The sequence below is a fragment of the Mycobacterium colombiense genome, assembly GCF_001665835.1.
Taxonomy (GTDB): domain Bacteria; phylum Actinomycetota; class Actinomycetes; order Mycobacteriales; family Mycobacteriaceae; genus Mycobacterium; species Mycobacterium colombiense_A.
In genome coordinates, this window is sequence record NZ_LZSX01000065.1 from 19,111 (window position 1) to 43,460 (window position 24,350).

General features: G+C 66.5%; 28 protein-coding genes and 1 pseudogene. 14 read left to right on the plus strand and 15 right to left on the minus strand.

The annotated features are described in order from the left end of the window. Nucleotides 1-210 precede the first annotated feature (210 nt). From A5760_RS12905 to A5760_RS12915, 3 genes are read left to right on the plus strand one after another with little or no spacing between them, the layout of a single operon-like run. Nucleotides 211-1,461 (plus strand): glycosyltransferase family 4 protein, encoded by a 1,251-nt coding sequence (locus A5760_RS12905; RefSeq protein WP_064881271.1) that lies wholly within the window; start codon nt 211-213, stop codon nt 1,459-1,461. After that, nucleotides 1,455-2,213, plus strand: coding sequence for a class I SAM-dependent methyltransferase (locus A5760_RS12910; RefSeq protein ID WP_064881273.1), 759 nt, complete (start codon nt 1,455-1,457; stop codon nt 2,211-2,213). The genes A5760_RS12905 and A5760_RS12910 overlap by 7 nt, the downstream gene beginning before the upstream one ends. Then, a complete protein-coding gene (locus tag A5760_RS12915) occupies nt 2,200-3,276 on the plus strand; it encodes a hypothetical protein (protein WP_064881275.1) in 1,077 nt (358 codons plus the stop codon). The genes A5760_RS12910 and A5760_RS12915 overlap by 14 nt, the downstream gene beginning before the upstream one ends. Before the next feature lie 12 nt (nt 3,277-3,288). On the opposite strand, the gene A5760_RS12920 is transcribed toward A5760_RS12915, so the two are convergent. After that, nucleotides 3,289-3,951 carry a class I SAM-dependent methyltransferase gene (locus A5760_RS12920; RefSeq protein WP_064881277.1) on the minus strand — a complete coding sequence of 221 codons (663 nt, stop codon included), beginning with the start codon at nt 3,949-3,951 and terminating at the stop codon, nt 3,289-3,291. Between the two features lie 125 nt (nt 3,952-4,076). On the opposite strand from A5760_RS12920, the gene A5760_RS12925 reads away from it, so the two are divergent. From A5760_RS12925 to A5760_RS12935, 3 genes are all read left to right on the plus strand, one after another. Then, nucleotides 4,077-4,769 carry a cutinase family protein gene (locus A5760_RS12925; RefSeq protein WP_419538242.1) on the plus strand — a complete coding sequence of 231 codons (693 nt, stop codon included), beginning with the start codon at nt 4,077-4,079 and terminating at the stop codon, nt 4,767-4,769. A gap of 289 nt (nt 4,770-5,058) precedes the next feature. Then, nucleotides 5,059-5,700, plus strand: coding sequence for a carboxymuconolactone decarboxylase family protein (locus A5760_RS12930; RefSeq protein WP_064881281.1), 642 nt, complete (start codon nt 5,059-5,061; stop codon nt 5,698-5,700). Nucleotides 5,701-6,600: 900 nt separating this feature from the next. Beyond that, nucleotides 6,601-7,449, plus strand: coding sequence for a glycoside hydrolase family 16 protein (locus A5760_RS12935; RefSeq protein ID WP_064881284.1), 849 nt, complete (start codon nt 6,601-6,603; stop codon nt 7,447-7,449). Between the two features lie 10 nt (nt 7,450-7,459). On the opposite strand, the gene A5760_RS12940 is transcribed toward A5760_RS12935, so the two are convergent. Together A5760_RS12940 and A5760_RS12945 are read right to left on the minus strand one after the other, a co-directional pair. Next, the gene (locus A5760_RS12940) at nt 7,460-8,302 is read right to left on the minus strand and encodes a class I SAM-dependent methyltransferase (RefSeq protein WP_064881286.1); all 843 of its coding nucleotides are present in this window, start codon (nt 8,300-8,302) and stop codon (nt 7,460-7,462) included. 30 nt (nt 8,303-8,332) lie between these two features. Further along, nucleotides 8,333-9,001, minus strand: a complete 669-nt coding sequence (locus tag A5760_RS12945; protein ID WP_064881287.1) for a hypothetical protein — start codon at nt 8,999-9,001, stop codon at nt 8,333-8,335. A gap of 186 nt (nt 9,002-9,187) precedes the next feature. Between A5760_RS12945 and A5760_RS12950 the strand changes: the two genes are divergently transcribed. Continuing rightward, nucleotides 9,188-9,442, plus strand: coding sequence for a hypothetical protein (locus A5760_RS12950; protein WP_064881289.1), 255 nt, complete (start codon nt 9,188-9,190; stop codon nt 9,440-9,442). Nucleotides 9,443-9,514: 72 nt separating this feature from the next. On the opposite strand, the gene A5760_RS12955 is transcribed toward A5760_RS12950, so the two are convergent. The 5 genes from A5760_RS12955 to A5760_RS12975 form a co-directional block, all read right to left on the minus strand. Beyond that, on the minus strand, nt 9,515-10,969 hold the full coding sequence (locus tag A5760_RS12955; RefSeq protein WP_064881291.1) for an aldehyde dehydrogenase family protein: 1,455 nt from the start codon (nt 10,967-10,969) through the stop codon (nt 9,515-9,517). Nucleotides 10,970-11,081: 112 nt separating this feature from the next. Continuing rightward, the gene (locus tag A5760_RS12960; RefSeq protein ID WP_064881293.1) at nt 11,082-11,492 is read right to left on the minus strand and encodes a VOC family protein; all 411 of its coding nucleotides are present in this window, start codon (nt 11,490-11,492) and stop codon (nt 11,082-11,084) included. A gap of 4 nt (nt 11,493-11,496) precedes the next feature. Beyond that, nucleotides 11,497-11,949 (minus strand): helix-turn-helix transcriptional regulator, encoded by a 453-nt coding sequence (locus A5760_RS12965; RefSeq protein ID WP_064881295.1) that lies wholly within the window; start codon nt 11,947-11,949, stop codon nt 11,497-11,499. Nucleotides 11,950-12,017: 68 nt separating this feature from the next. Further along, complete coding sequence (locus A5760_RS12970) at nt 12,018-12,872, minus strand: lysophospholipid acyltransferase family protein (RefSeq protein WP_064881296.1); 855 nt, start codon at nt 12,870-12,872, stop codon at nt 12,018-12,020. Then, entirely contained in the window at nt 12,865-13,683 is an 819-nt protein-coding gene (locus A5760_RS12975; RefSeq protein ID WP_064881298.1) for a class I SAM-dependent methyltransferase, read from the minus strand. The genes A5760_RS12970 and A5760_RS12975 overlap by 8 nt, the downstream gene beginning before the upstream one ends. Nucleotides 13,684-13,760: 77 nt before the next feature. Here A5760_RS12975 and A5760_RS12980 point away from each other — a divergent pair, with 77 nt between their 5' ends. Continuing rightward, on the plus strand, nt 13,761-14,330 hold the full coding sequence (locus tag A5760_RS12980) for a TetR family transcriptional regulator (protein ID WP_064881300.1): 570 nt from the start codon (nt 13,761-13,763) through the stop codon (nt 14,328-14,330). 33 nt (nt 14,331-14,363) lie between these two features. Here A5760_RS12980 and A5760_RS12985 read toward each other — a convergent pair whose 3' ends face one another. Further along, complete coding sequence (locus tag A5760_RS12985) at nt 14,364-15,266, minus strand: NAD-dependent epimerase/dehydratase family protein (RefSeq protein WP_064881302.1); 903 nt, start codon at nt 15,264-15,266, stop codon at nt 14,364-14,366. Nucleotides 15,267-15,369: 103 nt separating this feature from the next. Further along, on the minus strand, nt 15,370-16,554 hold the full coding sequence (locus A5760_RS12990) for an acyl-CoA dehydrogenase family protein (protein ID WP_064881304.1): 1,185 nt from the start codon (nt 16,552-16,554) through the stop codon (nt 15,370-15,372). Between the two features lie 78 nt (nt 16,555-16,632). Between A5760_RS12990 and A5760_RS12995 the strand changes: the two genes are divergently transcribed. After that, nucleotides 16,633-17,013, plus strand: a complete 381-nt coding sequence (locus tag A5760_RS12995) for an NYN domain-containing protein (protein WP_064881306.1) — start codon at nt 16,633-16,635, stop codon at nt 17,011-17,013. Continuing rightward, entirely contained in the window at nt 17,010-17,213 is a 204-nt protein-coding gene (locus A5760_RS13000) for a hypothetical protein (RefSeq protein ID WP_064881308.1), read from the plus strand. Before A5760_RS12995 ends, A5760_RS13000 begins: the two co-directional genes overlap by 4 nt. Before the next feature lie 19 nt (nt 17,214-17,232). Here the strand turns inward: A5760_RS13000 and tpx are convergent, their stop codons facing one another. Continuing rightward, nucleotides 17,233-17,727 (minus strand): thiol peroxidase, encoded by a 495-nt coding sequence (tpx, locus tag A5760_RS13005; protein WP_064881310.1) that lies wholly within the window; start codon nt 17,725-17,727, stop codon nt 17,233-17,235. Nucleotides 17,728-17,837: 110 nt separating this feature from the next. Here tpx and A5760_RS13010 point away from each other — a divergent pair, with 110 nt between their 5' ends. Further along, entirely contained in the window at nt 17,838-18,788 is a 951-nt protein-coding gene (locus A5760_RS13010) for a GlxA family transcriptional regulator (protein ID WP_064881311.1), read from the plus strand. A gap of 19 nt (nt 18,789-18,807) precedes the next feature. Next, the gene (locus A5760_RS13015) at nt 18,808-19,551 is read left to right on the plus strand and encodes a DJ-1/PfpI family protein (protein WP_064881313.1); all 744 of its coding nucleotides are present in this window, start codon (nt 18,808-18,810) and stop codon (nt 19,549-19,551) included. 65 nt (nt 19,552-19,616) lie between these two features. On the opposite strand, the gene A5760_RS13020 is transcribed toward A5760_RS13015, so the two are convergent. Beyond that, nucleotides 19,617-20,093: a nuclear transport factor 2 family protein gene (locus A5760_RS13020; RefSeq protein ID WP_064881315.1), complete on the minus strand. Its 477-nt coding sequence runs from the start codon at nt 20,091-20,093 to the stop codon at nt 19,617-19,619. Between the two features lie 57 nt (nt 20,094-20,150). Between A5760_RS13020 and A5760_RS13025 the strand changes: the two genes are divergently transcribed. Beyond that, nucleotides 20,151-20,921, plus strand: coding sequence for an SDR family oxidoreductase (locus tag A5760_RS13025; protein ID WP_064881317.1), 771 nt, complete (start codon nt 20,151-20,153; stop codon nt 20,919-20,921). A 12-nt stretch (nt 20,922-20,933) separates the two neighbouring features. On the opposite strand, the gene A5760_RS13030 is transcribed toward A5760_RS13025, so the two are convergent. From A5760_RS13030 to A5760_RS13035, 3 genes and pseudogenes are all read right to left on the minus strand, one after another. After that, nucleotides 20,934-21,608, minus strand: a complete 675-nt coding sequence (locus A5760_RS13030; RefSeq protein ID WP_064881319.1) for a hypothetical protein — start codon at nt 21,606-21,608, stop codon at nt 20,934-20,936. A gap of 35 nt (nt 21,609-21,643) precedes the next feature. After that, nucleotides 21,644-21,802, minus strand: a pseudogene (locus A5760_RS27340) (EstA family serine hydrolase); the annotation flags it as partial. A gap of 13 nt (nt 21,803-21,815) precedes the next feature. After that, the gene (locus A5760_RS13035; protein WP_064881321.1) at nt 21,816-23,663 is read right to left on the minus strand and encodes a fatty acyl-AMP ligase; all 1,848 of its coding nucleotides are present in this window, start codon (nt 23,661-23,663) and stop codon (nt 21,816-21,818) included. Nucleotides 23,664-23,871: 208 nt separating this feature from the next. Here A5760_RS13035 and A5760_RS13040 point away from each other — a divergent pair, with 208 nt between their 5' ends. Then, nucleotides 23,872-24,339, plus strand: coding sequence for an SRPBCC family protein (locus A5760_RS13040; protein ID WP_064881324.1), 468 nt, complete (start codon nt 23,872-23,874; stop codon nt 24,337-24,339). The last annotated feature ends 11 nt before the right edge of the window (nt 24,340-24,350 follow it).

The window sequence follows — 24,350 nt, forward strand, 5'->3', positions numbered from 1 at the left end:
AACTGGCCAGTGGCATGATCTTTGCGTGTCCGACATCCTGAGGCCCGCCTACTCGCGGGACGGCGGATCTCCGGCTCGTTGCGCTCGATTAGGTGATCGAACTATAGTCTGGACACATGTCCAGTTTGCTGTCACGGAGCTCGGGAGTCCGTTGACCGCGATGGATTCGGCGCCATTCCGCGGTCATTTTCCAGCAAAGAAGAGTTGAGTATGCGAATTGCCCTGCTGTCCTACCGTAGTAAGACCCATTGCGGCGGACAGGGCGTCTACGTGCGCCATCTCAGCCACGGCCTGGTGGAACTCGGCCACGACGTCGAGGTGTTTTCCGGACAGCCGTATCCCGACCTGCTCGACCCGCGGGTCCGGCTCACCGAGGTGCCCAGCCTTGATCTCTATCGCGTACCCGACCCCTTCCGGGTGCCGCGGCCGAGCGAGATTCGTGACTCCATCGACCTCTTGGAATTGCTCACCACCTGGACTGCAGGCTTCCCCGAACCGCGAACGTTCACGATGCGGGCCGCGCGGTTACTTGCCCGGCGGACAGCCGATTTCGACGTCGTCCACGACAACCAGAGCCTGGGCACCGGGCTGCTCAGCATCACCGAGGCGGGACTTCCCGTCGTGGCCACCGTGCATCACCCGATCACCCGCGACCGAGTGCTGGACCTGGCCGCCGCGCGATGGTGGCGAAAGCCGTTGGTGCGCCGCTGGTATGGGTTCTTGGATATGCAGCAAGAGGTCGCCCGGCACATTCCCGACCTGTTGACCGTCTCGTCGTCGTCGGCCTCGGACATCATCGCCGACTTCGGCGTGGCACCGGGGCAACTTCACGTCGTGCCGCTAGGGGTGAACACCGAGCTGTTCAAACCGGGCTCCGGCCCCCGCGAACCCGGCCGCATCATCGCGATCGCCAGCGCCGACACCCCGCTCAAGGGTGTGCGCACCCTGCTGCAGGCGGTCGCCCGGCTGCGCACCGTCCGTGATCTCGAGTTGCGGCTGGTCGCCAAGGTGGAACCCAACGGCCCGACCCACAAGCTCATCGCCGAGCTCGGGATCTCCGACATCGTGCACATCACCAGCGGGCTGTCCGACGCCGAGCTGGCCGCCTTGTTCGCGTCCGCTGAGGTCGCCTGCATCCCATCGCTCTACGAAGGGTTTTCGCTGCCCGCCGTGGAGGCCATGGCCAGCGGCACCCCGATCGTCGCGAGCCGGGTCGGCGCCCTGCCGGAAGTCCTTGGGACGGACGGCGCTTGCGCGGAGCTGGTGCCGCCCGCCGACGTGGATGCGCTGACGCGCGCGCTCGGTGAACTCCTGGACTCCCCGGAAAAGCGCCGCAGCCTCGGCAAGGCGGGGCGCACCCGTGCCGTCAACGTCTTCAGCTGGGAAGCGGTGGCCGCTCAAACCGTTCGGGTCTACGAGCGGGCGATCGCACGCAACGCCCAGAGCGGAGCGTCATGCTGACAGTCGATTTCGACCGGCTCGGGATCGGGCCGTCGACCAAGGTCATCGACGTGGGATGCGGAGCCGGCCGGCACGCGTTCGAAGCCTATCGGCGCGGCGCAGACGTTGTCGCCTTCGACCGCGACGAAGCCGAATTGCGTTCGGTGGACACCATCCTGCGTGCGATGGCCGAAACCGGTGAGGCGCTCGCCGGCGCGTCGGCGGAGGTGGTCGTCGGTGACGCGCTCAAGCTGCCCTACGCCGACCAGACGTTCGACTGCGTCATCGCGTCGGAGATCCTGGAGCACATTCCCGACGACGACGAGGCGATCGCCGAGCTGATCAGGGTGCTCAAAGTCGGTGGCACGCTGGCGGTCAGCGTGCCACGCTGGCTGCCCGAGCAGGTGTGCTGGTGGCTGTCCGACGAGTACCACGCCAACGAGGGTGGCCACGTACGCATCTACCGGGCCAGCGAATTGCGCAGCAAGATCCTGGGCGGCGGACTGGAATTGACCCACACCCATCACGCCCACGCGCTGCACTCCCCCTTCTGGTGGCTCAAATGCGCTGTGGGCGTGGAGAACACCGACCACCGCTTCGTGACCACCTACCACAAGCTGCTGGTGTGGGACCTGATGCAGCGGCCGAAGATCACCCAGCTGGCGGAGTCGCTACTCAATCCGCTGGTGGGTAAGAGCGTAGCGATGTACTTCGTCAAATCGCAGGAGGCGAAAAGCCAAGCGACTGAAGGATATTCAGTTGCATCGGTCTAACCCGCCCGCAGTTCCGGGGGTCCTCACTCCCGAACAATGCCGACAGACCGCGCTTTCCATCGCCGCAGCACAGGAACCATCGGGTGCCATCCCCTGGTTCGAGGGCGGCCATACCGATCCGTGGGATCACATCGAGTGCGCGATGGCGCTCACCACCGCCGGGCTGCTGGAGCCGGCGCGCGCCGCCTTCGACTGGAGCCGCCGCACCCAGCGCCCCGATGGCTCGTGGCCCATCCAGTTCCGCGCGGGTGTCATCGAAGACGCCAACAGCGACAGCAACTTCTGCGCCTACATTGGCGCCGGCGTGTGGCATCACGTACTGGTCACCGGCGACCAGGCGTTCGCGGCCGAGATGTGGCCGGTGGTGCACAAAGCGATCGACTTCGTCATCGACATGCAACTCGGCTATGGCGAGATCGGTTGGGCGCGAAGCGAAGCCGGTGTGCTGCCGGAAGCCCTCGTGACCGGATGCTCGAGCATCTTTCACAGCGTCCGCTGCGCGCTCGCCCTGGCCGCCTTGGTCGATGACCCGCAGCCGGAGTGGGAGTTGGCACTGGGCCGGCTGGGTCATGCGATCTCCGCGCATCCGGAGGCGTTCACCGAGAAGGACCGTTACTCGATGGACTGGTACTACCCCATCCTCGGTAGCGCCCTGCGGGGTCCGGCTGCGGCCGCGCGCATCAAGCAGCGTTGGGACGCCTTCGTGGTCGACGGCCTGGGCATCCGGTGTGTCGGCGATCGTCCGTGGGTGACCGGCGCCGAAACCTGCGAGCTGGTGATGGCGCTGGACGCCATCGGGCAGCACACAGATGCGTACCGGCAGTTCGCCGCGATGCAGCATCTGCGCGAAGGCGACGGATCTTATTGGACGGGACTGGTTTTCGCGGACGGCAAGCGGTGGCCCGAGGAGCGCACCACCTGGACCGGTGCGGCCATGATCCTGGCGGCGGACGCCCTGTCGAACACCACCGCCGGGGCCGGAATCTTCCGCGGCGACGAGCTGCCGGTGGGCCTGCAGACCGACTTCGATTGCGAATGCGTTGTCACCGGTCCGGGCCGATAATCCGCTGATCCGCTAGAGCTGCTCCCCCGGCTCACCACTGACACGTTCGAGCAGCCGCAGCGATCCGGTGGCCGAGACCTCCCGGAACTGTCCGGAATCGAGTGCGCGGCAGTAGATGTAATACGGTGGCCGCCCGCCGTCCTTCGGGTCGGGGAACACGTCGTGGATGACCAGCGCCCCACCGGTGGCGACCCATTTGGCCCAGCCGTCGAAGTCCTGGTTCGCGGCGGCCTCGCTGTGGCCGCCGTCGATGAACAGAAGCTGCAGCGGCGCGCGCCAGGCCCGCGCCACCAGCGGGGACTTGCCGACGATCGCGACCACGTGGTCGTCCAGCTGGGCGGTATCGAGCGCACGGCGAAACGTCGGCAGCGTGTCGAACAGGCCCGTGACCTCATCCACCATCGACGCGTCGTGATATTCCCACCCTGCCTGGTGTTCCTCGGAACCATGATGGTGGTCGACCGTGTAGACCACGCCACCGGTCTGTTGCGCCGCCGCACCTAGCAAGAGGGTGGATTTACCGCAGTACGTGCCGATCTCGACGCCGATGCCGCTGCCGAGATACCGCAGCGCGGCGTCGTACAGCGCACGGCCCTCGTCGGCCGGCATGAAACCTTGCACCTGTTCGGCCAGCGCGAACAAGCGCACGGGCGCATGCGCGTCGACGTGACTCATCAGCTGAACCTATCGTCTCGATCGGCGCCGCCGACACCGTGGTCGCTGTTCGCGCTGAGCGATCACCCACGATCTGTATCTCGGCTGCCCAGCGGGCGGACCAAGTTCGCTTTACCATCATGGGCGTGCGCGTCTTGCTTATCCGTAAATTTGCTGGTGTTGGCCTTGCCGCGATCATGGCCGCGGCCGCCCTGATGTTGCCCGCCGCCGTGTTTCCGCCCGGGATGCCGGGGGCGGCGGCGCCGGCCGTGGCCGCTAACTGCCCCCCGGTGCAGATCGTGTTCGCCCGCGGCCGTAACGAATCGCCCGGCCCGGGTGTACTGGGTAATGCGTTCATCAGCGATGTCCGGTCCAAGGTGAACCGGACCGTCGGCGTATATGCCGTGCAGTACGGGGCCGACACCGAGGTCGCCCAGGGTGCCAACGACATGAGCCACCACGTCCAGGACATGGTCAACAACTGCCCCGATACCCGACTGGTGCTGGGCGGCTACTCGCTTGGTGCGGCGGTCACCGATGTCGTGCTGGCGGCGCCCATCGGCGCGTTCGGTTTCGACAGCCCGCTGCCGCCAGGCGTCGATCAGCACATCGCCGCGGTCGCGTTGTTCGGCAACGGAAGCCAATGGGCGGGTCCGATCACCAACTTCAACCCGACCTACAACGACCGGACCATCGAGTTGTGTCATGGTGCCGATCCCGTCTGCAACCCCGCCGACCCGAACACCTGGAAGGAAAACTGGCCACAGCATCTCGCCGGCGCCTACATCGACGCGGGCATGGCCAACCAGGCCGCCGACTTCGTCGCCGGCAAGCTGTGACCCGTTTCACGAACGGCGCCTCTCTCTCCCGACCACTAGGCAAGGCTCAAATCCGCTAGCGGATCTGCTAGCGGCATCGCGCGTCGATCAATGGTCACGAGTGCCTAGCGGCATGGGCAATGAGTATGCGGGGCGGCAGTTGTCCGGAGGACCATGATCGGGTCCCTGTCCGAGGCTTTCCTGCCCACTGAGCTGCTGCCGCGAACTGCGTTGCCGCAGTCGCAGAACCTAGGATCGAGAGCAACCTGCGGTAACGCCAGATTCGTGCCGCCGGCTGAGAGGAGACGCGATGCCGCGTCTTAATCCGATCCCGCGGGGTGAAGTCAGCGACGAATTCACGCTGAAGATGTACGACTTCATATTCGGCGATCGTGATCCGGTCGCGGAGCCGGGCGCGCTCGGCGGCACACCCGGCAACTGGTGGACGGTGATGGCACGATCCCCCGCAGCGCTGCGCCATGCGGTACACGGCTTCCGCCTCTACCGCGAAGAGGTATCCATCCGCGTCGATCACCGCGAGCTGGGCCAGATCCGGGCGGGCTGGGTGGTCGGCAGCCAGTTTGTCTTTTCGCAACACTGCAAGGCGTGCCGGTCGGCGGGACTGTCCGAGGAAAAGATCGCGGCCATACCGTCCTGGCAGACCGCCGACTGTTTCGACCAGACCGAGCGCCTGTTGCTGGCGTATGCGGATTGCCTCGCGGGTCAGCATGGGCGAGTGCCAGAACGATTGTTCACCCAGTTGCGAGAGGTCTTCACCGACACCGAGATCCTCGAATTCACCTACACCACCACGATGTACGTGATGCACGCGATAATGTCCAGGGCACTGCGGCTGGAGTTCGACGACGTCGATGACCCGATCGTCGAGGTAGACGATCCAACGGGCGGTGGTGTGCTCGATATTGGCGCCGCGACCTCCGGGCGTGACTGACGTGACGCGTTAAGCGGTTTCTCGACGCCGTGGAAGGGGCGCGGCCTCTTCATGCGCGCGCAGGCCCACGTAGCCGAGGATCAGCCCCTCCGATCTCGCCGACAGCGGTGAGCCACGAAAACCACGTGACGCTGATGTGCGGCCCCGAAGTGAAGCTGTCTTGAAGGTCGGGAAGAAAGGTCGGCAGCATGTGCATAGACAAACAACATCGCGCTGCCGAATCCGGCGATGCTGGCGGCTCACATCCCAGTCGTTGGACATTGGCAGTTCCCAATCAACGGCTACTACGTTCCGTAGTAGAACCTTGGGGGCCGCCTCTAAATACCTCAACTAAGACTTGAGAGTTTCGACCGACGCGGCCGGATTAACTGTTTGCTCCGCGGCTTACTGTTTAGTGCCCGGATGCGACGGGATCCCGCCAATTGGGTGGCGAATTCAGGCGGGGGTGTTGCCGCTGGAGTAGAGCTTGAAGTTGCGGACCATCGGGACCACTGGGTTACCAGCAGCTGCGGCGCGCTGGCGGGCGCGGAACGACGGATGACGGCGCATTGCTTCATTGCGTTCGCGTTCGCGACGTTGAGCGGCGGCCCATGCTGGATGGGACTGAAGGAATATAACCGTGCCTTCTTGTGTATTCGCCACGATCGTCACTCCTCTCAGTACCACCCGCAAAAGCTACAACAGTGTGGTTATCGGATCGTGATTCCAGAATGCCCGCCGAATCCTGAGACCAAACCACGCGTCAAGGTGAGAATTGGCCGTGAATTTGCGAACGTAATCCGTTGCCACTGCTGCGCTGTCGTCCGTGCTGGTACGACCGCGATCAGAACCATAGCGACGGGCACCGACAGAATTCCCGTTTGAGCCTCATGCGGGGCTGGCTGCTAGGGTCCATTGCTTATGCCGGAGATCGATCGCCGCCGCATGATTCTGACAACCGGGATCGGCGTGCTGGCAGCCACGCTGCCGACCCCGAAAGCCTGGGCCCACGCGCCCAGGCAGGACGAACCTGCCGGTCGGATACCGCCGCCCGCGGCGCCCAGCGGCCAATCCGGGAGCTACATCTTCGCGGATGAATTCGATGGTCCGGCCGGCTCCGCCCCGGACGCGTCGAAATGGGCGATCGCCAAAGCCCGCGAGACGATCAAGGACCCGACGTTTTGGGAACGTCCGGAGAACATCGGGCAGTACCGCGATGATCGCCGGAATGTGTTCGTCGACGGCAATTCCAACCTCGTCCTGCGCGCCGCGAAAGATGGGCCCACTTACTTCAGCGGCAAGGTGCAGAGCAATTGGCGCGGCGGCGTCGGCCACATCTGGGAAGCCCGCATCAAGCTGGACTGCCTCACTCCCGGCGCCTGGCCCGCGTATTGGCTCGGCAATGACGATCAGGGCGAGATCGACGTCATGGAGTGGTACGGCAACGGCAAATGGCCGTCGGCCACGACCGTGCACGCCAAGGCCAACGGCGGCGAATGGAAGACGCACAACATCGCGGTGGACAGCGCCTGGCATACCTGGCGCACGCAGTGGGACGAGGCGGGCATCCGGTTCTGGAAGGACTACACCGACGGCGCTGCGCCCTACTTCGACGTGCCGGCGAGCTCGCTGCCGGACTGGCCGTTCAACGGGGCGGGCTACACGGTCTATCCGGTGTTCAACCTGGCAGTGGCCGGATCGGGTGGCGAAGATCCCGGCCCGGGTACCTATCCCGCCGACATGCTCATCGACTGGATACGCGTCTGGTAGGCGGCACGCGTCAGTGCGTCAGCAGCGCGACCGCGGTCGTGGGCCTGCCACCCGGACGGCGCAAATCCGATCGCAGCCAGGCACGCGGGCGCATCCATATCGGTAAGCGGCCGAACCGTTTGGCGGCCACCAGTAGCGACTCCGCTTCGATGGCTCGCCAGCCGAGATCTTCGAAGAAGGCCAGCCCGTTTTCGGGCGCGAACCTGAAGGGTGCGTTCTCCGAAATCCCGGCGACATTCTTGTTGATCCGCTCTTTCAGGCCGGGAAAGGCGAAATCGATCATCCACCAGGCGACCTCGGTTCGCTTGATCGCACTTGAAAGGGCCGCGATGTCGGAAGCCTCCAGGTACATCGACAGCCCCTCGGTCAGCACGAAGGCCTTCGTCGCTCCGTCCAGCGCTTCGTTGAAGAAGGTGTCTCGGGCATGCGAGTCCGCGAGGTCGACCGCTATGCGGTTGAGCCGGCAGCGCGGGGCCTGATCGGCAAGTACTTGCGTCTTTTCGGCGAGCAGCTTGGGTAGATCGGCCTCGATCCAGGTGAGATCCGCTGGGAGGTCTAAGCGATAGGGTCGGGTATCCAGGCCGGCGGCCAGATTCAGAACGCGGTCACAGCCATTCGCGAGTGCGTCGGCGATGGCATCGTCGATGAGCTTGGTCCGTGCGACCAGCCACCAACCGCTGCGATCCGTCCATGGAACGTTGTCGACGATCGCGCGGCCCTGTTCACCTGCGAGGCGTTCCGCGAGGTGGTCGTTGAACAGCGCATCGGGGCGGGCCGATTCGGTCGCCCGGTGCAGCGCCGTCCACCGGGCCGTATCGGAAACATGGGTAATGGCGTGCGCTGGACCAGACATACGTTGCGTTATAGCAGTACCGTCTGCGCCCTACTGACCAGCCCTGCCTCCCGCGAACCAGGCCTCGGTCACGGTGCGGGTCGCAGGCGGTGGAAGGACGGCATCCGGTGCGCCGAGGCGACCGACCTTGACGGTCCACGCCGCCGATGAGCGGTCGATGCAGGATCCGGCGCCCCGGCTGGGCAGCCACAGCACGCCAAGGTCGCTGCCGCATCCGTAGACGCCGGTGTACCCGTCGGCTCGCCCGCCCCACGCACCGCCGTTGCGCAGCAGGCAGCGGGTGCCGTCGTCGAGGGTGAGCGCGAACGGATCCGGGGCGGCGGTCGCGCGCACGGGCGGAAGCTGACCGCCGAACGTCACCCGGTGCATCTGCAGGTCCCACGGATTGTCCACGCACAGAAGCGATCCCGGGGTCGACGGCCAGCAGGTGCCTGCTCCGGCCGCACTCGGCGAACAGTAGTAGACGTTGTCGGCAACCGCCGACGGTGACGGTTGCGAGCAGGCGGTGGCCTGCCCGACGTTGCCCGGCCCGGATGCCACCTTGTAGCCGTTGATCGCTTCGCCACTGGGTCCGATGGCCATCACGGTGATCACCTGGGTGGCCGGCGGATCCGCGCCCGCGGGCGCGGCCATCGAGGTCGCCATCAGCGCGGTCAGCAAGGCGATACAGACCTGCGCCATGCGGGTTACCACATTCATCGAGCCAACCCTTCTGCCATCCCCTTTGTGCAGAGTAGAGCGCACGCGAGGGCGGCGGCCCGGAATCGGTCCGTTGCCGGCGTCCGTTTGGGGGGCGCCTGATTGGGATCGGTAGCCGCGGGACGGCTCTGTACTTGTCGCAACGACGCCGCACGGAGACGGCGCCCCAGGAAAGGAAGACAGCAAATGAACATCGTGCCGACCAGCATCCAAGAGCAGATCAACCGCGTCGATCGGCAACGAAGCCTGTACATCGGGATCAGCACCGGCCTGCTGGCGATCTGGAGCGTTTACCGGCTGATCTGGATGCTGTACCTCGGAATGACTTTCGGCTGGTTCTTCGGAGCGATGGCGTTTCAGTTGGTGCTATGGGGTGTGATCGGCACGGCCGCCGCGGTGGCCTCCGTCGGGTTCCTCACCCGCTACAACAAGGGATCTTGAATCGTCTGACGGCCGTCGGAGAAGTCCCGGACCTGGTTGGGGTCCGGGACTTTCCGTTGTGGCACAACAGGTTTAGAGCTGGGCCCAGACCGACTTCGTCTTCAGGTAGATCTCGAGGCCCTCTTTACCGAACTCGTGACCCCAGCCGGACTGCTTGTAGCCGCCGAACGGCACATCGTGGTCGAAGACCAACTGGCAGTTGACCTGCACACTGCCGGCCTGCAACCGCCTCATGATGCGGTGGGCCCGGCCCAGGTTCTCCGTCCAGGCGGTGGCCGCCAGGCCGTAGGTGGTGTCGTTGGCCAGGGCCACGGCCTCGTCCTCGTCGTCGAACGGCAGGATGGTGACCACCGGCCCGAAGATCTCCTGCTGGTACAGCCGCATGCTGGTGTCGACGTTGGTGAGCACCGTCGGGTGCACGAAATAGCCCTTGCGGTCCAGGCGGTGCCCGCCGGTGACCACCTCGACGCCGTCCTTCTTGCCCTCATCGATGAAGCCCATGACGCGGGTCAGCTGCTTCTGGCTGATCAGCGGGCCGCTGACGCAGCCCTCCTCGCTGGGCGCACCCAGCTTGAACGAATTCGCCATCATCGCAATGCCTTCCACGACCCTGTCGTAGACGCCGCGCTGAGCGAAGATGCGCGACCCGCACACGCAGCCCTGGCCGGAGTGCACGAAGATGCCCAGTGACGCCATCATGATGGCGTTGTCGAGGTTGGCGTCGTCGAAGATCAGCACCGGCGATTTCCCGCCGAGTTCGAGCGTGACCTTCTTCAGGTTGTCAGCCGAGGCCCGCACGATCTCCTTGCCGACCTCGGTCGAGCCGGTGAAGGCGACCTTCTGGACATCGGGGTGCGCGGTGATGGCGGCGCCCGCGGTGTGACCGTAACCGGTCAGCAGGTTCACGACCCCGTCGGGCACGCCGGCCTCGTCGATGAGCCTGTCCAACAGCAGCGCCGACAGCGGCGTCTCCTCGGCCGGCTTGACCAGCAAGCTGCCGCCCGCGGCCAGGGCCGGCGCGAGCTTCGCGCTGGCGTTGAAGATCGGGCCGTTCCACGGGAAGATCAGGCCCACCACGCTGTACGGCTCTTTGAGCGTGTAGGCATGCATGTTGACGTAGTTGTCCGTCGCGATGCCGTCGGTCTTCACGTCGTACGCGACGCCGTTGATCTTCGAACACCAACCGGCGTAGTAGCGGAAGAACTCCGAACAGGTCGACATCTGCAACTGGGCCTGCATCAGCGGCATGCCGGTGTTGAGCGAGTCGAGCTGGGCGAACTCCTCGGCGTGCTCGTCGATCAGCTCGCCGATCCGCCATAGGATCTTGGCCCGCTCGCGGCCCGGCAGGTCCGACCAGACCCCCGACTCGAAGGTCGCCTTCGCCTTCGCCGCGGCGTCGTTGACCGCTTCTTGGCCGCAGTCGGTGAATTCGGTGATCGTCTCCTCGGTCGCGGGATCGATGACCGAGATGACGTCACCCGTTCCGGGGCGCTTGCGAATGTCGTCCAATACCGCCTGCACCGTCATCTGATCCCCTTCGTATTGCCGGTCGTGGCGCCCCGGCGCCCAATGCGCTCAGTGCTGAGCACTTGCTTAGCATTGTGCACACGGCTGGTCAAGCATCCGCACGCGGATCCGCTCAGCGCAATTGTTGGATGCGAATGAGGTTTCCCGCGGGATCGCGGACGGCGCAGTCGCGAAGCCCGTACGGCTGGTCGGTGGGCTCCTGGACGATGTCGACGTCGCCGGCCTGCAGCCGTTCGAAGGTGCCGTCGAGGTCCTTGGTGGCCAGCAGCAGTGTGGCGTAGCTGCCCTTGGCCATCATCTCGGCGATGGTGCGGCGCTCGTCGTCGGTGATACCCGGGTTGGCTGCGGGTGGGTTCAAGACGATGGACGTGTCAGGCTGGTTCGGCGGACCGACCGTGATCCAGCGCATCGTGCCCTTGCCGACGTCGAGGCGAACCTCGAAGCCGAGGACGTCGCGATAGAAGGCGAGCGACGCTTCGGGGTCCTCATGGGGAAGGAAGCTCGAGTGAATGGTGATGTTCATGCGGTCAGGCTAGGTGCGGTCCGACGGCGGATGCTTCTCGATTCCTGATCGGTCTCGTCACCTGTCTGGCCACGCACGGCGGCACGCCCGCCAGCGCGCCGGCAGCTTGACGCCGGTACGTGCTGGGCGGCACACCGACCAGTTCGGTGAATCGGGTGCTGAAGGTGCCCAAGGACGAGCAGCCGACCGCGAAGCACACCTCGGTGACGCTCAGATCGCCGCGGCGCAGCAGCGCCATCGCCCGCTCGATGCGTCGAGTCATCAAATAGGAGTACGGCGATTCGCCGTAGGCGCGCCGGAATTCGCGGCTGAGGTGGCCGGCGGACATGTGCACCCCGTTGGCGAGGGCTTCGACGTCCAGCGGCTGCGTGTAGTCCCGGTCGATGCGGTCGCGGACGCGGCGCACCAGCGCCAGCGTGCGCAGGCGCTGCGCGGCCGCCTCGGATGTGTTGGTCACCCCTGTGATGCTGCCACCGGACCCGCAAATCGCCTAAGGCTGCCCCTATCTCGGGCTGTTTCGCGCCTCTAGACCAGCGTGGCGCTGTGCCACGCCAGTGGGTTCAGCCCCCGGTAGGGATCATGTGCGCGCAGCTGGAGCAGGTCGGCCAGTATGTCTTCCAGCCGCTGGCGGGTCCGCTCTTTGACGATGTTCACCCACTGATCGTTTACGACACCGAGAGGTGTCGTGGTGTCGATTGGCGAGCCGAACCGCACATACATCCGCTGCGGCCGCGGGATGAGCGTCGGTCCGATCCCCCGCAACAATGGCATCGCCATGTCCGGTCGGCCACCGAGTCGACGGCTCAGTGCCGCACTGAACTTCGCGTATGCGCTGTCGCGTGTGGTCCAGCTGCGATAGACGTCGTCGCCCCCGACCAGGCCGACCGGCACGATCGGGTAGCCATGCTCGACCGACAGGCGGGCGAAGCCGGAGCGCTGGTGCCAGCGCAGGGTGTACTCCTCGCCTTTGAATTTCCCGATCTCGCCTCCGCCACCGGGAAACACCAGGATGGTTTCGTCGTGACGCATCAGCTCGCGGGCGTTCTCGGGCGCGCCGATCACGCCGCCGAACGCAGCCATCAGGTCGGCGGGCAATCCGCGGAGCCGACCGAAATTGCGGTCGGCCAGTGGCCGTACCCGCGTTCCAATGCTGCGCCGCACCGCGTCTGGGATCATGAAGACCTCGGAGCCGAGCTGAGTGTGGTTGCCCACCAACAGGAATCGCCCGTCGGGCGGTAGATTTTCCAGGCCGTCGACGTAGGGTCGGGACAGGTTTACAACGGGATGCAGCCTGTCGGTCACCGCATCCAGTGCCCGGCGCAGCGAGCGGACGCGCTCGCTAGGTTCCATGATGGCGACGAGATCAGGTCCGTCACTCATGGTCGGCGAGTCCGTCCGGGCGGGAGAACACGACGGCGTTCGACGGCATCCCGCGTCGCCGCGGCGACGGTAGGACCTCCATCCGTATCCCCGGGCCCGCGCTGCTGCCAAGGGTCTCGAGCGCCGATGTACTGTACGCCCGCAATGCACTGATGAACCCGTCGTGCAGGCACGGTTGTATCCAGGACCACGGCAACAGCGCGAGGTTCACCGGCAGCGTCACCACCGGAAACAGTAACGTGGCCAATGGCGTTCGCCTCTTGAGGTCGATGACCAAGAACCGCTTCCCGACCCGGGTGGCCTCGGCGATGGCGCGACAAGCGATTGCCGGCGGCAGGTGGTGAAACGCCATCGCGAACACCACTAGGTCGTAGCTGTCGTCCGCAGCGTCGATCGCCGTTGCGTCGATCACCTCGACGTGCGCCCGGGGATGCGCGCCAAGCTCACTCGCGCTGATGTTGGCCACCGAGGTGGAGTTCACATCGGAGGCGGTGACCCTCGCCGTGGGGTGCAGCTCGAGAATTTTGGCGGACAATTTGCCGTGACCCGCGCCCAACTCCAAGACGCGGGGGTTTGGGATGCCGGCCACGACGTCCAGGGCGATCCGCGCGTATTTCTCATGCTGGTTGGTCAGGGTGCCGATGCGATCCAGCATCCCGATGACCTTCTGCTTGACCTCGTCGGCGACGTCGTCGCGGTCAAGGTACTCCGGCGTATCGGTTTCGAACCGACGATCCAGCCACGACGCATCGGGTCCACCCCGCGGCATCGTCGCAATGGCAGCCTGATCGAGCGTTTTGGCCGTACCCATCAGAATGTCTCCTCATCTTTCAGTGCGCTTCCACCCACCATACCAAACGAACTAGTTCGTCTGCCTATGATGGGTCTGTGAGGACCACCACTGAGCTGCGCGGCGAAATTTTGGCTGCCGCTCGCGCGGAATTCGCGCAATACGGATTGGCGGGAGCCCGGGTCGACCGCATCGCTCGGGCCGCCAGCGCAAGCAAAGAACGCCTGTACGCGCATTTCGGCGACAAAGAAGCCCTGTTTCGCGACGTGGTCGCCACGGACGGCGCGGAGTTCTTCCGTGCCGTGGAGTTGCGCCCCGACGCGGTACCCGAGTTCGTCGGTGACATCTTTGATCTCGCCCAGAACCGGCCGGAGCACCTGCGGATGATCACCTGGGCGCGGCTGGAAGGCTTTCCCCTCGACAAGCCGGAGTTCGACGGGGAGTCTCCGCCCGATACGGCCATCGCGGCACTGGAACAGGCCAGGCTAGACGGTCACGTCGATCCGGCGTGGGACCCGAGCCAACTGTTGGTCCTGCTGTTCGGAATCGGACTAGCGTGGGCCCACTGGCCCGACCCGGACGCGGCGACCACGGACGCGGACGTCATCGCACGGCGACGCGCCGCCGCGGTGGAGGCGGCAGCACGTCTTGTGAAGGGCCGAGCGTAATTCGGTCCGCCAAAAACGCTGTGCCGCAGTCGGTCAGACGCCGACGAGCTCGGGGTGGAATTTGGCCGCCATGCGGCGGATTCCGTCGCGCCAGTCGACCGAGGTGCCGCCGATGAGTTCGTGCATCCGGTCGATGGTGGTGGGATTGCCGCGCAGCGCCTGTTCGCTCGCCTCGAAGATCGGCTCCCTGCCGACGAGCGCGCCGAGGTAGTCGCACCACTCCTGCAGGCTGACCGTCTGGTCGCCACACCAGTTGACCGTGGTCGCCGGGACCGACGCGACCTCGAGCAGCTTGGGGATGGTCGCGATGATGTCGTCCTCGTGAATGGGGTTGTAGCGGGCTGGCTCACCGGGTGGAACGGGAATCGGGATGCCGCCCAGCATCATCTCCATGTGGTAGAACGGCCACCCGCCGTTGTCGCCGTAGGGGACGTTGAGACGGGCGATCGTGGTGGGCACGCCCACGACGCGCGCCACCGACCGGGCGACCACTTCCCCGGCGATCTTGGAAATGGAATAGGTGGGGAACAACGGCTTGTGGTTGTCGCCCAGGGCGGACCGTTCGCTGCGGGGGTCGTCGTCCGGCGGGTCGTACACGGCGGCCGACGAGCAGTGCAGGAACGCCTTTGCGTTGCTGCAGTGGGCCATCAGCGGGCCGACCGACTCCGCGTTGGCCGCCAGGTCCTTGTCCCAGCTTCCGCTCTTGGCCACCGCCAAGTTCAGGACATAGTCGAAATCCGTTGGCAGAGCGGTGAAGTCACCGGCCGCCAGATTCACCTTCTCGCAACGAATCCCGGCCTTCTCGAGGCCTTCTCGAGCGGCGGGGTCGGTGAAACGGGCGATTCCCCAGACCTCGTTCTCGGCGGCAAGCGCCCGGGCGATCGGAGTGGCGATTTGACCGGTCGGACCGGTGATCAGGATTTTTGAGCCGCGCATGCGCTGAATGGTAGCGAGGACGTGTCGGGAGTGCCTAGATTCAATCTCTTATCAATGCGCTCGGCGCGGGCGGATCAGGTGAGACCGCACCGGGGTCAGCGACTTACAACCCGGGCTGGTCGTCGATGATGCCCAGCCAGATCTGGGCGACGTCGATAGCGACCTTCTCGCTGACGAAGGCGTGCTGTGTTCCGGTGTAGATGTCGCGGAAGGCGCGCTCCAGCCGGGTGCCCTCCCGGATCGAGCTGGTCCCGGCGACCAGGTGGGCCCATTCGGCGCAGCTGCGGGCCGTGTCGGTGGCGTAGACGGCGGCCACGCGCATCTCGGCGCGAAGCGCCGGTGTCAGGTCCTGCCCCGACGCCACCGCCGCCTCGGCGGTGGTGAACGCGTCGAGCACCAGCAGGCGAGCCGCACGCCAGGCCGCGCGGTGATGCGCCAGCCCCTTCTGGAAGGTGGGGCGGCTGGCCAGTGCCGCCATGTCACTCATCCGGAATTTCGTCGCGGCCAACTCTTGGACGTCGTCGAGCATGCTCTTGGCCACGCCCAGTGCCCACGAGGCGTGCCCGGCGGCGGTCACGGGCATCAGCCCCATCCGGGTGGCCGGCGAGGTCCCCCGGTAGGGCTGCCGCACGAAGAGTTCGAACGTGCGGCGCTCTGGCACGAACAACTCCTGAGCGCTGTAGTCGTAGGAGCCGGTCCCCTTCAACCCTTGCACGAACCAGCCGTCGTTGAAACTGATCTCCTCACGCGGAATCACGGCGACCCGCATCTCGGGGAAACCCTCACTGATCCAGCGCATCTCGCCGTTGTCCATCGGCAGGAAACCGGCCGCAACGTATTGCGCGTGACCGGTGCCCGAACCGAAGTTCCACGCGCCGGTCACCCGGTAGCCGCCGTCGACGGCGGCGCCTTGCCCGTTGGGAAAGAACTGGCCGCCCATGGTGACCCGATTATCGTGCGCGGTAAACACTTCGGCGAAGCCCTCGTCGGGCAGGTAGGCCGCCGCGGCGAAGGACGACGGCAGGTTGGCGATTCCCACCCAGCCGAATGACCCATCCTGCCAAGCCATTTCGATCCAGGTTTCGATCATCTCGGTGAATGACGGCTCGACTCCGCCGGCCACCACCGGGTTGAACGCCGACATCAGCCCGCTGGCCCACATCGCGTCGACGATCGCCGGGGTGAGGGTGCGGATCCGCTCGGATTCGGCGGCTTCGGCGCGCACCAGGTCCCGCATACCGCGGGCCAGCGCGATCACCCGGTCTTCGGTGTCGGCGATGGAGGTCATGAGGGTGACCGTATCAACCACAGCTGGCTTCTCGAACGAAAATCAATCGGTCGCGCCGGGTCGTTTACGGTGTGGGTTGTGCGCTGGATCGTCGACGGCATGAATGTGATCGGATGTCGTCCCGACGGCTGGTGGAAAGACTGCGACCGTGCCATGGTCGCATTGGTGGAAAGCCTGGATCGATGGGCATCGGGTCAAGGAGAAACGGTGACAGTGGTTTTTGAACGACCGCCGTCGACGGCCATCACGTCATCGGTGGTCGAGATTGCGCACGCGCCCAGGGCCGCCGCGAATTCGGCCGACGACGAGATCGTCCGGCTGGTCGCGGCCGACGCTGCGCCGCACGACATTCGCGTCGTGACGTCCGACCGGGCGTTGACCGAGCGAGTGCGAAGTCTCGGCGCATCGGTCCACCGGTCGGAGGGCTTCCGCGACCTCATCGATCCGCGGGACCGATGACCACCGGTCGCCGCGGTATCCGATCCCGGCGCCCTGGCATCATCGAGACCACCTCGGACCTCCCGCTCGACGGCACGCGGATGATGTGCGTCATCCGCACCCCGGCCGCCGACATCGTCAACGAGATGTGGCGAGGCTGCCGCGAGGTGCTGGCGGCCACGTCAGAGCGGGTGGGCCGGGCCGAACTCGAGCAGGCCTAGCCCGAGGCGGGCGCGGAGGTCAGCCCGCCGCGGCCAGCGCCGCGTCGTAGTTGGGCTCCTGAGCGATTTCGGGCACCAGCTCGGTGTAGGCGACGTTGCCGTCCGCGCCGATCACCACGATGGCCCGGGCGAGCAACCCGGCCATCGGACCATCGGTGATGGTGACCCCGTAGTCCTCACCGAAGCTGTCGCGGAACGCCGAACCGCTCTTGACGTTCTCGATGCCCTCGGCGCCACAGAATCGCGCCTGCGCGAACGGCAGGTCCTTGGAGACGTTCACCACGGTCGCCCCACCCCCGGCGGCGCGCTCGTTGAAGGTCCGCACGCTGTTGGCGCACACCGGCGTGTCGATGGACGGAAAGATGTTGAGCACCAAGGGCTTACCGCCGAATTGCTCGCTGCTTACCGGGGCCAGGTCGCCGCCGACCAGACTGAAGGCCGGGGCTTTGGATCCGACGGCAGGCAGCTCGCCGACAGTGTTGATCGGGTTTCCACGCAACGTTATCTGTGCCATGGGCAACAGTCTGCCAAGGCCGCCGCGGCCGCCGTGGGGCAGGTCCCATGTCCTAATCAGTGGGATACATGGCGTAGACGACAGACCCCGCCGTGCCCAACACTGAATCCATGCCTCGCAAGGTGGTCATCGTCGGTTTTCCCGGCGTGCAGGCGCTCGACGTGGTGGGCCCGTATGACGTGTTCACCGGCGCATCGCTGTTGACGGGCGGCGGCTACGACGTCGCGATGGCCTCGGTCGGTGGCCAACCGGTGCAGACGGCCACCGGGCTGGCTTTCGTGGCGACCCCGTTGCCGGACCCGGGCGACCCGATCGACACGGTCGTTCTTCCCGGCGGCGCCGGCGTTGATGCAGCCCGCTCCGACGCCGACCTGGTCGCCTGGATCAAGTCGGTCGCCACCCATGCCCGCCGGATGGTCACGGTGTGCACCGGTGCGTTTCTCGCCGCCGAGGCGGGTCTGCTGGACGGGCACCGGGTGACCACCCATTGGGCCTTCGCCGAGCGGTTGGCGAGTGAATTCCCCGCCATCGACGTCGATGCCGACCCGATCTTCGTGCGAAGCTCGGACACTCTATGGACGGCCGCGGGCGTCACCGCGGGCATCGACCTCACGCTCGCGCTGATCGAAGACGACCACGGCACCGAGCTCGCGCAGACGGTCGCGCGCTGGCTGGTGCTGTATCTGCGCCGGCCGGGCGGCCAGACCCAGTTCGCCGCGCCGGTGTGGATGCCGCGGGCCAGACGGGACTCGATCCGCGAGGTGCAGGAGACGATCGAGGCCGAGCCGGGCCGTCCGCACAGCATCGACGAGCTGGCTCGCCGCGCCGCGATGAGCGCGCGGCACTTCACCCGGGTGTTCACCGCCGAAATCGGTGAGGCGCCCGGCCAATACGTCGAACGCATCCGCACCGAAGCCGCACGCCGGCAGTTGGAGGAGACCGACGACACCGTCGTCGCGATCGCCGCTCGGTGCGGCTTCGGCACCGCCGAAACCATGCGGCGCAATTTCCTTCGCCGCGTTGGCATTTCGCCCGACCAATACCGCAAGGCCTTCGCCTGACATCGAAAGGACGACTCTGATGACCCAAATCGCCATCGTGGCCTATCCCGGATTCACCGCGCTGGACATGATCGGTCCCTACGAGGTGCTGCGCAACCTGCCGGGCGCCGAGGTGCGGTTCGTGTGGCACCAAGCCGGACCGATCACCGCCGACTCCGGGGTGCTGGTCATCGGCGCCACCCACTCGCTGGCCGAAACCCCCTCCCCCGACGTGATTCTCGTTCCCGGGGGCCCGTCGACGCCGGTTCATGCCCGTGACGACGCGCTGCTCGACTGGCTGCGGCAGGCCCACCACAGCGCGAGCTGGACGACATCGGTGTGCTCGGGATCGGTGATTCTGGCGGCGGCCGGCCTGCTGGACGGCCGTCGGGCAACATCGCATTGGCTGACGGTTTCCGCGCTGAAGGCATTCGGCGCGGTGCCCGTGACCGACGAACGGATCGTGCACTCCGATGACATCGTCACCAGTGCGGGCGTGTCCGCCGGGCTCGACCTCGCGCTGTGGCTGGCCGGCCAGATCGCCGGCGAATCCCGCGCGAAGGCAATCCAGCTCGCGCTCGAATACGACCCGCAGCCGCCGTTCGACTCGGGTCACATGTCGAAGGCGTCGGCGACCACGAAAGCCGCCGCGACGGCGTTGCTGTCCCGCGACAGCGTGAAGCCCGCCAACGTGAAAGCCGCGACCTTGCTCGCCTGGGAGCAGGCGCTGGGCAAGGTCCGGTCGCGGCGCCGGAGGCGCGCAGTCGCTTCCGGCACGGCGTAGGTGAGTCAGACGAACGCTAGCGCCGGTGATAGCGCTTCGCGCGCAAGCACTATCGCTCTCTGACGCTAGGCGCCGGGCTGCAGGATGTCGGTCGTGGCGAGCTGGCCGCCTGCTTGCATCCACGCCGCAACGACGCCGGGAGCGTCCCGGTCGGGGTTGTAGATGTCTTCCTCGCTGGAGAACAGCCCGTCGCCGGCGTACACCAGCCGGGTCCAGTTCGGAAACCAAAACGGTTGACCGTTCGGATCGGTCGGGTGATCCAGCAGGTTCTTGATCATGACGACGACGGCGTCGTTGTCCTCGTCGTGAGCGACCCAGTCATTGGGAAAACGCATGTGCGGGAACGGCGCCATCACCGCGACGATCCAGTCGCGGACCGCCTCGCGCCCGTGAAAGACGCCGTAGTGGTGCTCGGTGTAGACGACGTCCTCGGTGAAGAGGTCCGCAAACGGGCGCCAGTCGCCCGAAGCGCTGCACCCTTCGACGACTTTGGTGTAGTTATCGACGGCTTCGTCGATTTCTGCCCTGCTGAATTTGCCCATGCGGACACACTAGAACGTGTTCCGGTTTTGGGTCGCTCGTATGAATGGGGATATCGGATGAACGTGATGGACTTGTTCGGCCTGCGAGGCAAGAGGGCGTTGGTCACCGGGGCGTCCAGCGGCATCGGCAGGAAAGTCGCCCAGGCCTACCTGCAGGCCGGCGCCGACGTCGCCATCGCGGCGCGGAATGTTGAGGCGCTGGAACGCATCGCAGGCGAGCTGGCGGCGGACGGTGACGGCAAGGTGGTGCCGATCCGATGCGACGTGACCCGGCCCGACCAGGTGACCGGCATGGTGGACCGGACGATCGCGGAGCTGGGCGGCATCGACATCGCGGTCTGCAACGCCGGCATCATCGACGTCGTCCCGATGCTCGACATGTCGCCCGAAGAATTCCAGCGCATCCAGGACACCAACGTCACCGGTGTCTTCCTGACCGCGCAGGCGGCGGCCCGGGCCATGGTGACCCAGGGGCGCGGCGGCGTCATCATCACCACCGCCTCGATGTCGGGCAGCATCATCAACGTCCCACAACAGGTCGGCCACTACTGCGCCTCCAAGGCGGCCGTCATCCACCTGACCAAGGCCATGGCGGTCGAATTCGCGCCGCACAACATTCGGGTCAACAGCGTCAGCCCCGGCTACATCCTCACCGAACTCGTCGAGCCGTTGACGGAGTACCACCGCCAGTGGGAGCCGAAAATCCCGCTCGGGCGCATCGGCCGCCCCGAAGAGCTCACCGGCCTCTACGTCTATCTGGCCAGCGAGGCTTCCAGCTACATGACCGGTTCGGACGTCGTGATCGACGGCGGATATACCTGTCCCTAGCCCGGTCGGCTATCACTCCAGCTCGCCGGATATCCCGCGTTCGAGGTTCGCCTGTGTCGCCGACGGCAGCACCAGCAGGCCGTCGAGTTCGTTGCGGGCCACGTCATAGGCGCGCTGGCGTTCGTGCGGCGCCGCCGCGGGGTCGGCCGCGACCCGTAACAGGCTCTGCGCCCGCGCAATTCGCTGCTGATCCGCCCGGGAGAAATCGTTGCGGCGCCGGCGGATCGCTTCGGCCTCGGCGGCGTTGAACGCGGTGACGTAGTCCTCGACGGCGGCCATGTATCGCGCGGCGCCGTCGCGGTCGTCGAGCAGATCCTCGGCCTTGACGGGGCGCAGGAAGTCGGCCCGCAGCTTGGCTTTGTGGAACGCGATCGTGTTTGCGTCGCGCATGTCGGTCATCATGGGGAAGTCCAGCAGCTTGGCGACGTCGAGTTCGTACTCGAGCCAGCGCGCGTCCGTGCGGCCGTGCTCGTCGAGAACGCGGCGGATCGAGCGCCACTGGGCCGCCTGATTCATGCCGGCCCCATCCGCCGCGGGCGTCTCGGGTAGTGGTGTCCGGTCGATTTGCCGCGACCGCTCGTCGGTGCGCCGGCGGTAGGCGCCGAATGCGCGCACCGCGGCGACGATCGCGCCCGTCAGCGGCAGGATCAAGATCAACAACTCCGCCAACCGGAATATCACGCCCACCTGGCCAGGATGCCACCCCGGCGGCCGGGGTTCGGTCAACTCTGCGGGCGCACTCCGAGCACATCGCGAAACAATGCCTGCCGCAACGCGAGTTCACGCGGATCGCTCCACAGGTGAAACCCGAGGCGGTTCATGACGTAGGCGAACCCGATGCCGGTGTCCGGGTCGGCGCAGCCGAAGGATCCCCGGACCCCCCGGTGCCGAAGGTTAGCGGGCGCCCAGGCTGCCGTCGAGGTACTCCGCCCGGCAGGCCCTGCGGGCCAGCTTGCCGCTGGTGGTGCGTGGGATGGCGCCGGCCGGCAGGAGACGCACGTCCGAGACGGTCAGACCGTGCCGCTGCGCGACTGCCGCGCTGATCGCCTCGATCGCCGGCTGCGGATCCTGACGGCTGGTGCCCGCGGCGCGTTCGGCGATCACGACGAGCCGTGCGGCATCCGGGTCATCGCCGTGCGGCACGGAAAACGCCGTCACGTATCCGCGCCGGACGATTTCCGACGCCTCGGCGACGGTGGCCTCGATGTGTTGCGGATAGTGGTTGCGGCCGTCGATCGTCACCAGGTCCGCGATCCGGCCGGTCACGTACAGCTCACCGTCCAGGTACACGCCCAAGTCGCCGGTGCGCAGCCACGAGCGGTCCGGATCGGCGCCGCCGGCGTGGCTGCCCTCGGCGAGCCGGGATCGCAGCTCGGCACCGAACGCCCGCCGCGTCTCGTCCGGCAGCCCCCAATAGCCGCGACCGACGTTGTTGCCTTGCAGCCAGATTTCGCCCACCCCGCCGTCCGGCAATTCGGATCCGGTGGCGGGGTCGACGATGACGGCCCATTCGCTGTGCGCGACCTGGCCGCACGACACCTGCGCGACGGCGTTGGGATCATCCGCGTCGACGCGCACCGCGTGTCCGGCGCCCAGCCGTTCTGAGTCGAAGTACACCGCCGTCGCCTCGGCGTCGGGGGCGATGGTGGCGACGAACAACGTCCCCTCGGCGATGCCGTAGGAGGGCTTGAACGCGGTCCGCGGCAACCCGTACGGCGCGAACGCCTTGTTGAAGGTCCTGATCGCATCGATGCTGACGGGTTCGGAGCCGATGATCATCACGACGTTGCGCAGGTCGATGTCCGCACCGCTGCCCGGCAGGCCGCGCTGCGCGGCCCACTCGTAGGCGAAGTTCGGTGCGGCGGTGACGACGTTGCCCTGCCGCGACCCGTCGGACAGGGCCTGGATCCATCGCTGGGGCCGGCGGACGAACGCGGTGGGAGACATCAGCGTGGAGTGGCCGCCGTAGACAGCCGGGAAGCCGATCATCGACAAACCCATGTCGTGGTAGAGCGGTAACCAACTGACGCCGTGGGTGTTTCGGTCCAGCAGGTCGATCGACAGGATCATCTGCACCAGGTTGGTGCCCACCGCGCGGTGGGTGATCTCGACGCCGATCGGCGGCCGGGTAGAACCCGACGTGTACTGCAGGTGTGAGACGTCGTCCATGCCGAGCTCGGTGGGCTCGAACGACTCCCCTGCCGAATCCGGTATCTGGTCGATGGCGATCACCCGCGGCCGCCGCAGATGCGGGTGACCTGCCAGGAACTTCTCCACCGCCTCTAGGGCGGGCGTCGTCGTGAGTACGACGGTCGGCGCGGAATCGCGCAGCGCGGTCTCAAGCCGTTCGGAGTGCCCGGGCAGTTCCGGGGCGAACAACGGCACCGCGATGGTTCCGGCCTTGACCGCCGCGTAGAAGCCGGCGACGTAGTCGATGCCCTGTGGCGCGAGGACCGCAACGCGCTCACCGTGACTGGTCACTTGCTGGATGCGCGCGCCGATGGCCTCCAGCCGGACGCCGAACCGGCTCCACGTCACCTCTTCGGCGTCCCCGTCGGCCGAATGGCTGTAGTCGAGGTAGCGATACGCCACGGTGTCACCGACGTTCGCGATGTTGCGGTCGATGAGCGAGATCAGGTTGACCCCGGGCGGCAGCACGACCCGGCCGGCCGCATCCAGGCAGTCCTCGATCCGAAGTAGGCCATCGACACCTGGGCCGACCTGCCGGGAACCGCGATCCATAGCTGCAGTCTAGGCAAGCCGTTGCGACGGTCCCCGTGCGGTGAATCGGCAAACATCAAGAGCGGCGGGCGCATTCGCCGTTTCCGGCACACGTTCGATCACCGGGCCGACAGCGGCGATCCACCCGACCCGGCCGACGCCCGGCGTGAGCGGTAGCCTACGGCGAGCGGCGTCCAGGGCCGTCCGTCTGCTACCACCAGGAGTTGTCATGCCGGGCCGGAACTTTTCCTTCGAAATCACCCGTACCAGCAGCGCGCCCCCCGCGACGGTGTTCCGGTTGGTAGCCGACGGCGCCAACTGGTCGCAGTGGGCCAAGCCGATTGTCATGCACTCGAGTTGGGCTCGCCAGGGCGATCCCGCGCCGGGCGGCGTCGGAGCCATCCGCAAGGTGGGCATGTGGCCGGTCTACGTGCAGGAGGAGACGGTCGAGTACGAGCCGGACCGTCGCCACGCCTACAAGCTGGTGGGCCCGGCCACCCCGGCCAAGGACTATGGCGGCGAGGTGGTCCTCACGCCGAATGCGTCGGGCGGGACCGACATCCGCTGGACCGGCTCGTTCACCGAAGGCGTTCGCGGGACGGGCCCGCTGATGCGCGCCGCCATGGGCGGGGCTGTCCGGTTTTTCGCGGGCCGGTTGGTGAAGGCGGCCGATCGCGAATCCACCGGCGGCCGCTAGGTTCTCGCATG

Coding starts and splice junctions, on each gene's coding strand:
- A5760_RS12990 (WP_064881304.1), bottom strand. CDS start 16,554: ATGACCTCCATCGCCGACACCGAAGACCGGGTGATCGCGCTGGCCCGC.
- A5760_RS13040 (WP_064881324.1), top strand. CDS start 23,872: ATGCCGGGCCGGAACTTTTCCTTCGAAATCACCCGTACCAGCAGCGCG.
- A5760_RS12935 (WP_064881284.1), top strand. CDS start 6,601: ATGCCGGAGATCGATCGCCGCCGCATGATTCTGACAACCGGGATCGGC.
- A5760_RS12985 (WP_064881302.1), bottom strand. CDS start 15,266: ATGCGCGGCTCAAAAATCCTGATCACCGGTCCGACCGGTCAAATCGCC.
- A5760_RS12945 (WP_064881287.1), bottom strand. CDS start 9,001: ATGAATGTGGTAACCCGCATGGCGCAGGTCTGTATCGCCTTGCTGACC.
- A5760_RS13020 (WP_064881315.1), bottom strand. CDS start 20,093: ATGGGCAAATTCAGCAGGGCAGAAATCGACGAAGCCGTCGATAACTAC.
- A5760_RS12920 (WP_064881277.1), bottom strand. CDS start 3,951: ATGAGTCACGTCGACGCGCATGCGCCCGTGCGCTTGTTCGCGCTGGCC.
- A5760_RS12960 (WP_064881293.1), bottom strand. CDS start 11,492: ATGAACATCACCATTCACTCGAGCTTCCTTCCCCATGAGGACCCCGAA.
- A5760_RS12940 (WP_064881286.1), bottom strand. CDS start 8,302: ATGTCTGGTCCAGCGCACGCCATTACCCATGTTTCCGATACGGCCCGG.
- A5760_RS12975 (WP_064881298.1), bottom strand. CDS start 13,683: ATGGGTACGGCCAAAACGCTCGATCAGGCTGCCATTGCGACGATGCCG.
- A5760_RS13035 (WP_064881321.1), bottom strand. CDS start 23,663: ATGGATCGCGGTTCCCGGCAGGTCGGCCCAGGTGTCGATGGCCTACTT.
- A5760_RS13000 (WP_064881308.1), top strand. CDS start 17,010: ATGACCACCGGTCGCCGCGGTATCCGATCCCGGCGCCCTGGCATCATC.
- A5760_RS12910 (WP_064881273.1), top strand. CDS start 1,455: ATGCTGACAGTCGATTTCGACCGGCTCGGGATCGGGCCGTCGACCAAG.
- A5760_RS12970 (WP_064881296.1), bottom strand. CDS start 12,872: ATGAGTGACGGACCTGATCTCGTCGCCATCATGGAACCTAGCGAGCGC.
- tpx (WP_064881310.1), bottom strand. CDS start 17,727: ATGGCACAGATAACGTTGCGTGGAAACCCGATCAACACTGTCGGCGAG.
- A5760_RS12955 (WP_064881291.1), bottom strand. CDS start 10,969: ATGACGGTGCAGGCGGTATTGGACGACATTCGCAAGCGCCCCGGAACG.
- A5760_RS13015 (WP_064881313.1), top strand. CDS start 18,808: ATGACCCAAATCGCCATCGTGGCCTATCCCGGATTCACCGCGCTGGAC.
- A5760_RS12950 (WP_064881289.1), top strand. CDS start 9,188: ATGAACATCGTGCCGACCAGCATCCAAGAGCAGATCAACCGCGTCGAT.
- A5760_RS12930 (WP_064881281.1), top strand. CDS start 5,059: ATGCCGCGTCTTAATCCGATCCCGCGGGGTGAAGTCAGCGACGAATTC.
- A5760_RS13025 (WP_064881317.1), top strand. CDS start 20,151: ATGAACGTGATGGACTTGTTCGGCCTGCGAGGCAAGAGGGCGTTGGTC.
- A5760_RS12905 (WP_064881271.1), top strand. CDS start 211: ATGCGAATTGCCCTGCTGTCCTACCGTAGTAAGACCCATTGCGGCGGA.
- A5760_RS13010 (WP_064881311.1), top strand. CDS start 17,838: ATGCCTCGCAAGGTGGTCATCGTCGGTTTTCCCGGCGTGCAGGCGCTC.